The following is a 7,385-nucleotide window of genomic DNA, read 5'->3' on the forward strand; positions in this document are numbered from 1 at the left end:
TTTTATTCTGTTGTTTAAAAAAGGATACTATATTATAGTGTTTTTGTCAAATAAAATTTACAGTTTATTATAAAAATAATTTTTCCATTTCATCAAGAAGACTTTCAAATACTTTCATAGCACTTTCAAGAGGTGCTTTTTCTGTCACATCAACTCCTGCACCTTTTAAAAGGTCAATTGAATATTCTGAGTTTCCTTTGCTTAAAAATTCTTTATATTTTTTAACAGCACTTTCACCTTCTGTGAGTATTTTTTCAGCTAAAGCTATTGCTGCACAATATCCTGTTGAATATTGATAAACATAGAATGAATTATAAAAATGAGGTATTCTTGCCCATTCTATATCTATTTTTTCATCTACTATAATATCATCACCAAAATAGTCACAGTTAAGTTTATGATATAAAGCTGAAAGATTATCTGCTGTTAAAGGTTCTCCTTTTTGTACCATTTCATGGGCTATTTTTTCAAACTCTGCAAACATAGTTTGACGGAAGAATGTTCCTCTGAACTGTTCTAAGAAGTAGTTTACAAGATATTTTTTAAATTCTTTATTATCTGTTGTATTTAAAAGATGTTTTATTAAAAGAACTTCATTACAAGTTGATGCAACTTCTGCCACAAATATTTTATGTCCTGAATATATATAAGGCTGTTTTTCCCATGTATAATAACTGTGGAGAGCGTGACCCATTTCGTGGGCTAATGTAAATGTACTGTTTATATTATCTTGATGATTTAAAAGTACATAAGGGTGTACAGAGTATGTTCCCCAAGAGTAGGCTCCTCCTCTTTTTCCTTTGTTTTCATGTACATCTATCCAACCACCATTAAAACCTTTTTTAAGATTTTCTATATAATCTTCTCCCATAGGTTTGAGACCTTCTAATACTATTTCCTGTGCTTTTTCGTAAGGTATTTCCATTTCAAAATCTTCTGTCAAAGGTACATAAAGGTCGTACATGTGAAGTTGGTCTACTTTTAATATTTTCTTTCTCAAAGAAACGTATCTGTGAAGCAAATTAAGGTTGTTTCTTACTGTATCAACAAGATTATCATACACTGATACTGGTATATTATCGTCTGATAATGCCATTTCAAGAACTGAGGAGTATCCTCTTATATTTGCTGTTATTACATCAGATTTTACATTTCCATAGTATGTTGCAGCTATTGTGTTTTTGTGGTCAAGGTATGAGTCATAGAGAGAGTTGAAAGCCTCTTTTCTTACTTCTCTTGATTTGTTTTCAAGGAAAGAAACATATCTTCCTTTTGTCAGCTGTACTTTTTCGCCTTTTTCGTTTTCTATATCTTTAAATGTCATATCGGCATCATTTAACATTGTAAATATGTTTTGTGGTGATGATGATATTTCTGAAAATTGTGAAAGTATTTTTTCTTCACTGTCTGAAAGTATGTGTTTTGACTCTCTTTGAATATTTTTCAAAAAATGTGTGTATAATTTTAAAGATTTATTTTCTTCAATGAATTTGTTTAATATTTCTTTTGGTATAGTCAAAATTTCAGGTGTTATAAATGATGTTTTTGCCATATATTCAGTAATAAGACTCTCAGCTCTGTTTGATAAAATTTGACTTTCTGAAACTGTGCTGTCCTCGTGGAATTTCATGTTTGCATAAACATATATTTTGTCTATCTCAAGGCTTACTCTGTCACATTCTTTTAAACAGTTTAAAAGTGTGTCTGATGAATTATTTAATTTTCCTTTGAAAGACAGTATTTTATCAATTTCACTTTTTGAATTTTCAAAGGCTTTTTCAAAATCTTCTTTTGATGAATATATGTCCTCTAAATGCCATTTGTATTTATTATTGATTTCTTCCCTTAAGGGTATGCTTTTACTATTTTTCATAGTTTTACCTCCTTGTATTTTACTATATTATATCATTTAATATTAACTTATAATTGTTATCACTAAGTATTTTAGCATTATATAATAAATTTATGAATTTATTTTCTTGATATAGTTACAATTTAATAGTATTATTAATATAAGGTGTTTTTTATTTACAGAGAAGGATTTTAATTGATAAGGGGTGTTTTAAATTGGAAGACAAAAAACTCAAAGTACTTATTGTTTCATCTGAAGTTGCACCATACGCAAAAAGCGGCGGTCTTGGAGATGTTGCCGGTTCGTTGCCAAAGGCACTTAAAGAACTTGGCGTCGATGTAAGGGTGGTACTTCCAAAGTATAAGACTATTAAGAATGAGCATTTTGTGGATATCAAATATCTTGGAAGTTTCGAAACAAATCTTTCATGGCGTACTCAGAAAGCAGGTATTCTTCTTAAAGAGGCTGATGTTCCTGTATATTTCATTGAAAATGACCATTATTTCTATCGTGACGGTCTTTACGGCTACGGCGACGACAACGAGCGTTTTGCTTTCTTCTGTAAGGCTGCCCTTGATATGCTTTCTTTTATAGATTTTTATCCTGATGTTATTCACTGTAACGACTGGCAGACAGGTCCTCTTTGTCTCTTACTTAAAGAGACATATAGAAAACTTATTTACTACTCAAAAATAAAAACACTTTACACTATACACAATCTTCAGTATCAGGGAGTTTTTGGCAGAGAGACTATGGACCTTCTTGATGTTCCAGACTACTGTTTCACAAATGGCGACCTTGAATTTTATGGCAATGTAAGTTACATGAAAGCTGGTCTTATGTATGCTGATAAAATAAGCACTGTAAGTGAAACTTATGCAAATGAAATCCAGACAGAGCAGTATGGCTATGGAATGGACGGAGTTTTAAGATTTAAGAAAGACAATCTCTTTGGTATTATCAATGGTATTGATTTTACTGAAAATGACCCTGCAACAGATAAGAGACTTTATAAAAACTTTGACATAAATTCAATAGAACTTAAAAAAGAAAATAAGAGAGCTTTACAGAAAGAACTTGGTCTTGAGGAAAGAGATGTGCCTATTATAAGCATTATTTCAAGACTTGCAGACCAGAAAGGTCTTGACCTTGTTGCTCAGATTTTTGATGAACTTATGCATGAAGATGTACAGTTTGTTGTTCTTGGAACTGGTGAAAGCCGTTATGAGCATATGTTTAAATCTTTTGCATATAGACATCCAGGCAAGATAAGTGCAAATATACTTTTTGATGGAAATCTTGCTCAGAGAATATATGCTTCAAGTGATATGTTCCTTATGCCTTCACTTTTTGAGCCTTGTGGTCTTGGACAGATGTTCAGTTTAAGATATGGTACTGTTCCTATTGTAAGAAAAACAGGTGGTCTTGCTGATACTATATTCCATTACAATACAGAAACTAAAGAAGGTAATGGTTTTGTATTTGAAAACTATGATGGAAACGGACTTCTTTGGGCTATAAGAGAAGCTTTAAAGGTTTATCATATGGGTGAAGAAGAATGGAGCCATGTTGTTAAAAATGCTATGGCTTGCAAGTATTCATGGGAAAACTCAGCTAAGAAATATGTTGAGCTTTACAACAATCTTTAAAATTTTAATAACAGATAACTAATAAAATTATCTCCCTCATATATTTTTATGGGGGAGGTTTTTTTATGTTTGATATTTTAAAAATTGCAGGAATATATATGGGAATAATAATAGGTGCAGGCTTTGCATCTGGACAGGAAATATTAAGATTTTTTATTGACTATGGTGAAAATTGGATTTTTGGTATGATTTTTTCAGGTGTTATATTTTCTGTTGTTGGAGGAAGTGCTGTAAAAATAATATATAACAGAAGTATAAAAAATTCTCGTGATTTTTTTATTGAGGTAAGCGGAAAATTTTTAGGGAGTTTATTGGATTTGGTTGCTGTTGTATTTACAATGGTTTTATTTATTGCTATGTCATCAGCTTCTGGTGCAGTTTTTTCGGAAGGCTTTGAAAATAACCGTTTTGTGGGCTCTCTCATTGTTATGTTTATTTGTTTTGTAGTATTTTGTTTTGGAAGTGAAGGGGTTGCTGTTGTAAACAGTATACTATCACCATTAATACTTATATGTGGTGTTGTTGTATGCTTTTACATATGCTTTTTTAATGATGTTGAAACTTTTATGTATGGAATTTACGGCGTTTCTGATTATGGTTGGATTTTTTCTGCTGTTTTATATTCATCATATAATATTATTACTGGTATATCTGCTATTGTTTCGTCAAGAGATATAATAATTAGAAATAAAAATACATATATAGGAGGAGTTTTAGGTGGTATTGGTATGTGTCTTTTAGGTATACTTACAGGAACGGTACTTTTTTTATATGGTGAAAAAAGTGTTTCTTCAGAAATACCTCTTTTTGATATATTGGAAAATTCTAAACATATCATAAAAAATGTATATTTCTTAATGGTTGGCTCTGCTGTTTTGTCAACCGCTTTAGGTAATGGATATGCTTTTATAGATAGAATGTATAATAGCTTTGGAATTGGTAAAAATTATATATCAGGATTTATATGTCTTTTTGGAGTTTTCTTTGCAAATGTGGATTTTTCAAGCTTTGTTGCCAGATTGTATTCTTTTTTTGGTTTTCTTGGCGTTGGAGCTGTAATTTCTGTCATAATTTATATTTTAAGAAATTATTAAATATTCAATGACTGTTTGCATTTGATTTTTCTATATAGTATTATTTAGTGTATAGCACCATTAACTTTGGAAATGGAGGAAAAATATTGAAAGATGATGATTTAGAGTTTGAAGATGAAATATATAAAGAGCCTAAAAAAGCATCGGATAATAGCGATAAAACAGCAAAAAAATCTTCTAAAAAAAAATCTTTTTTAATAGTTGCAATTTTAGCTTTTGTATGCGCTTCTTCTATATATGTTTATGATACATTTTATGGCAAACAAATTATAAGAAATACTATACAAAAATATAGTAATAATATTTTAAATTCAAATTCTGATAGTGAAGAAACTGAAATTGTTGAAGATGAAAAGGGTGCTCCGGAAAGTCAATATATGACTTTTGGAACCGATACAAAAAGTATATTTAAAAGTCTTGATAAAGGCTTTGTTCAATGTACAAAAGATGGCATAAAATACTATACTGATATTAAAAAAGAAAAATGGAATGATACTTTTACAATGTCATCTCCTAATATGATAAGTGAAGAAAATTTTATTGCTGTATATGAAATTGCTGGGAGAGCAGTGAAAGTATATGACGAGAATGGAAAATTTTATGATGTGTCAACAGATGCTCCTATTGTAAAAGTTGCTTTAAATAAAAATGGTTTTTTGGGTGTTCTTTCAAATGATAATGGTACATACAGAATAAAAATATTTAATAATCAGGGTAAAGCTGTTACAGAGAGAATAGAACCTGAAAAAAATATATTCCCAATATCTATTGACATATCTGATGATAATACAACTTTTGCTATAAGTTATATTGATACAACAGATATAGAGGCTGTTTCAAAAGTGGTATTTTTTTATGTAAATGGTTCTGATGGGGAATATATAGATAATATGTTTGGGGCTGTTGAAAAACAAGATGAATATATTGCATATATATCTTTTATGGATAATGATAAACTTGTTGCTGTTACAGATACCAGTGTTTTTGCTATGAATATTACAGGAAAAGAAATATGGTCTTATGATTTGCCAAATAAACTTGATAGAGTTAGTCTTTCTTGTAAAGATTACGTAGCTCTTGCTTGTGGTGAAAGCTTTAATGGAAAAGATGGATATAGTAATGGAACTGTTGTATTTTTAAATATGAATGGAAATGAGATTGGAAAATATGAGAGTAGTGGAACTGTTACACATCTTTTAGCAACAGAATATGGAACTGTTGTGGGAAATTCTAAAGATTTTGCTATGGTAAAGAAAAGCGGTGGAGTTTTATGGGAGCATATAGCTACTCAGGATATAGATGACATAATTCCTATGGGGAAAAATGATGCTTTATATGTTACAAAAAATTATGTTCAGTATGCTGATATGAAAAAATATGTTCCAGTAATACTAAATGAAGAAAATAAAAAATCTGATACATCAAATGAACAGAAAACAGATGAAACAAATGAAGAAGTAACCACAACAGAAACAGTAGAAACAACAGAAGAAAATCCTAGTTCTCAACAAACAACAGAAGAACAGGCACAATAAATATTTAAGGAAGTGTGTTTTATGAACATTCTTGATATTGCAGTTATTGCAATAATTGCTTTTTTTGCAGTAAAGGCATATAGAGGCGGTTTTATATTATCTTGTCTTAGTTTTTTGCCATCATTGTGTGCTTTGATAGTTACATATGTTTTTCAGCCTGTTTTAAGTAAATTTATAAGAAGTACAGAGTTTTATATAAATCTTAAAACAAGTATAGGGAACTTTTTAAGTATTGATAATGTTATATCTAATTCAGCTATGCAGGCACAGAGTGAAATAATAAATAATATGAATATTCCTAACTTTTTAAAGAGTACATTGATGGAAAATAATAATCCTGTTATATATAATATTCTTAATGTGGAGAGTATTGGAGATTATATTACAGGTTTTATTGCAAACATATTTATAAATATAGTTACAATGGTGCTTTTATTTGTAGTAACATCTATTGTTGTAAAGATTATAATAAAAACTTTAAATAGTGTTTCAAAATTACCAGTTGTAAACTCTTTGAATAAATTTGCAGGTCTTTTAGTAGGTTTTATTCAAGGGGCTGTTATCGTATGGGTTATATGTATAGGACTTACATTTTTCTATTTTAATCCATCATGGAAAGAGTTTTTTGAAATGTTAGATAGTTCTTTTATTGCATCTTTTATGTATCAAAATAATATATTACTTTTTATGATATTAAGAATTTTTGGATAGGGAAGCTATGGTTTTAACCATAGCTTTTTTTATTTTTAATTGAAATTTATTATTAAAAAACCTTTTGAAATCAAGGTTTTTTTGATATTTTAAAAATTTTTTAAAATTTTTTGAAAAAAGTTGTTGACAATATAAAATCTACGTGATAATATATTTAGGCGGTTGACCGAAAGGCAACTGAAAAGAAAAAAAGATAGTTTGTATGGTATGGGGGTTTAGCTCAGTTGGGAGAGCACCTGCCTTGCAAGCAGGGGGTCACGAGTTCGAATCTCGTAATCTCCACTCAGTATCAAGATTAACTTGATACACTGTACCTTGAAAACTGAATATTGTAAAAAAGAGTCAATTAAATCGAGAAAAAACAAATTCTAAAAGATTTAACATGCAGTAAAGATTTATTTAATTAGATAATTCTTACGAAAAAAATATGTAGTATCGCTACTACATTCAAGCATATGACGAAATGGTCAAGCAATAAAGAGCACAGGGCGAATGCCTTGGCACTAGGAGCCGAAGAAGGACGTGATAAGCTGCGAAAAGCTAC

The 7,385-nt window shown here is 29.8% G+C and carries 5 protein-coding genes, 1 tRNA gene and 1 rRNA gene; 6 read left to right on the top strand and 1 reads right to left on the bottom strand.

The annotated features are described in order from the left end of the window. Positions 1-67: 67 nt before the first annotated feature. On the bottom strand, positions 68-1,873 hold the full coding sequence (pepF, locus tag B5E58_RS08660) for an oligoendopeptidase F (protein WP_088109290.1): 1,806 nt from the start codon (positions 1,871-1,873) through the stop codon (positions 68-70). Between the two features lie 194 nt (positions 1,874-2,067). Between pepF and glgA the strand changes: the two genes are divergently transcribed. From glgA to B5E58_RS08690, 6 genes are all read left to right on the top strand, one after another. Then, a complete protein-coding gene (gene glgA, locus B5E58_RS08665) occupies positions 2,068-3,501 on the top strand; it encodes a glycogen synthase GlgA (RefSeq protein ID WP_088109291.1) in 1,434 nt (477 codons plus the stop codon). Between the two features lie 65 nt (positions 3,502-3,566). Next, positions 3,567-4,595, top strand: a complete 1,029-nt coding sequence (locus B5E58_RS08670; protein WP_088109292.1) for a YkvI family membrane protein — start codon at positions 3,567-3,569, stop codon at positions 4,593-4,595. Positions 4,596-4,681: 86 nt separating this feature from the next. Continuing rightward, positions 4,682-6,130 (top strand): DUF5711 family protein, encoded by a 1,449-nt coding sequence (locus B5E58_RS08675; protein ID WP_088109293.1) that lies wholly within the window; start codon positions 4,682-4,684, stop codon positions 6,128-6,130. Positions 6,131-6,151: 21 nt separating this feature from the next. Further along, a complete protein-coding gene (locus B5E58_RS08680; RefSeq protein WP_088109294.1) occupies positions 6,152-6,841 on the top strand; it encodes a CvpA family protein in 690 nt (229 codons plus the stop codon). Positions 6,842-7,050: 209 nt separating this feature from the next. Further along, positions 7,051-7,123, top strand: a tRNA-Ala gene (locus tag B5E58_RS08685). A gap of 183 nt (positions 7,124-7,306) precedes the next feature. Continuing rightward, a 23S ribosomal RNA gene (locus B5E58_RS08690) occupies positions 7,307-7,385 on the top strand; the annotation flags it as partial.

Origin of the sequence: Tyzzerella sp. An114, assembly GCF_002161055.1 — a bacterium.
In the GTDB taxonomy this organism is placed as follows: Bacteria; Bacillota; Clostridia; order Lachnospirales; family Anaerotignaceae; genus Fimicola; species Fimicola cottocaccae.

Coding starts and splice junctions, on each gene's coding strand:
- B5E58_RS08680 (WP_088109294.1), top strand. CDS start 6,152: ATGAACATTCTTGATATTGCAGTTATTGCAATAATTGCTTTTTTTGCA.
- B5E58_RS08670 (WP_088109292.1), top strand. CDS start 3,567: ATGTTTGATATTTTAAAAATTGCAGGAATATATATGGGAATAATAATA.
- pepF (WP_088109290.1), bottom strand. CDS start 1,873: ATGAAAAATAGTAAAAGCATACCCTTAAGGGAAGAAATCAATAATAAA.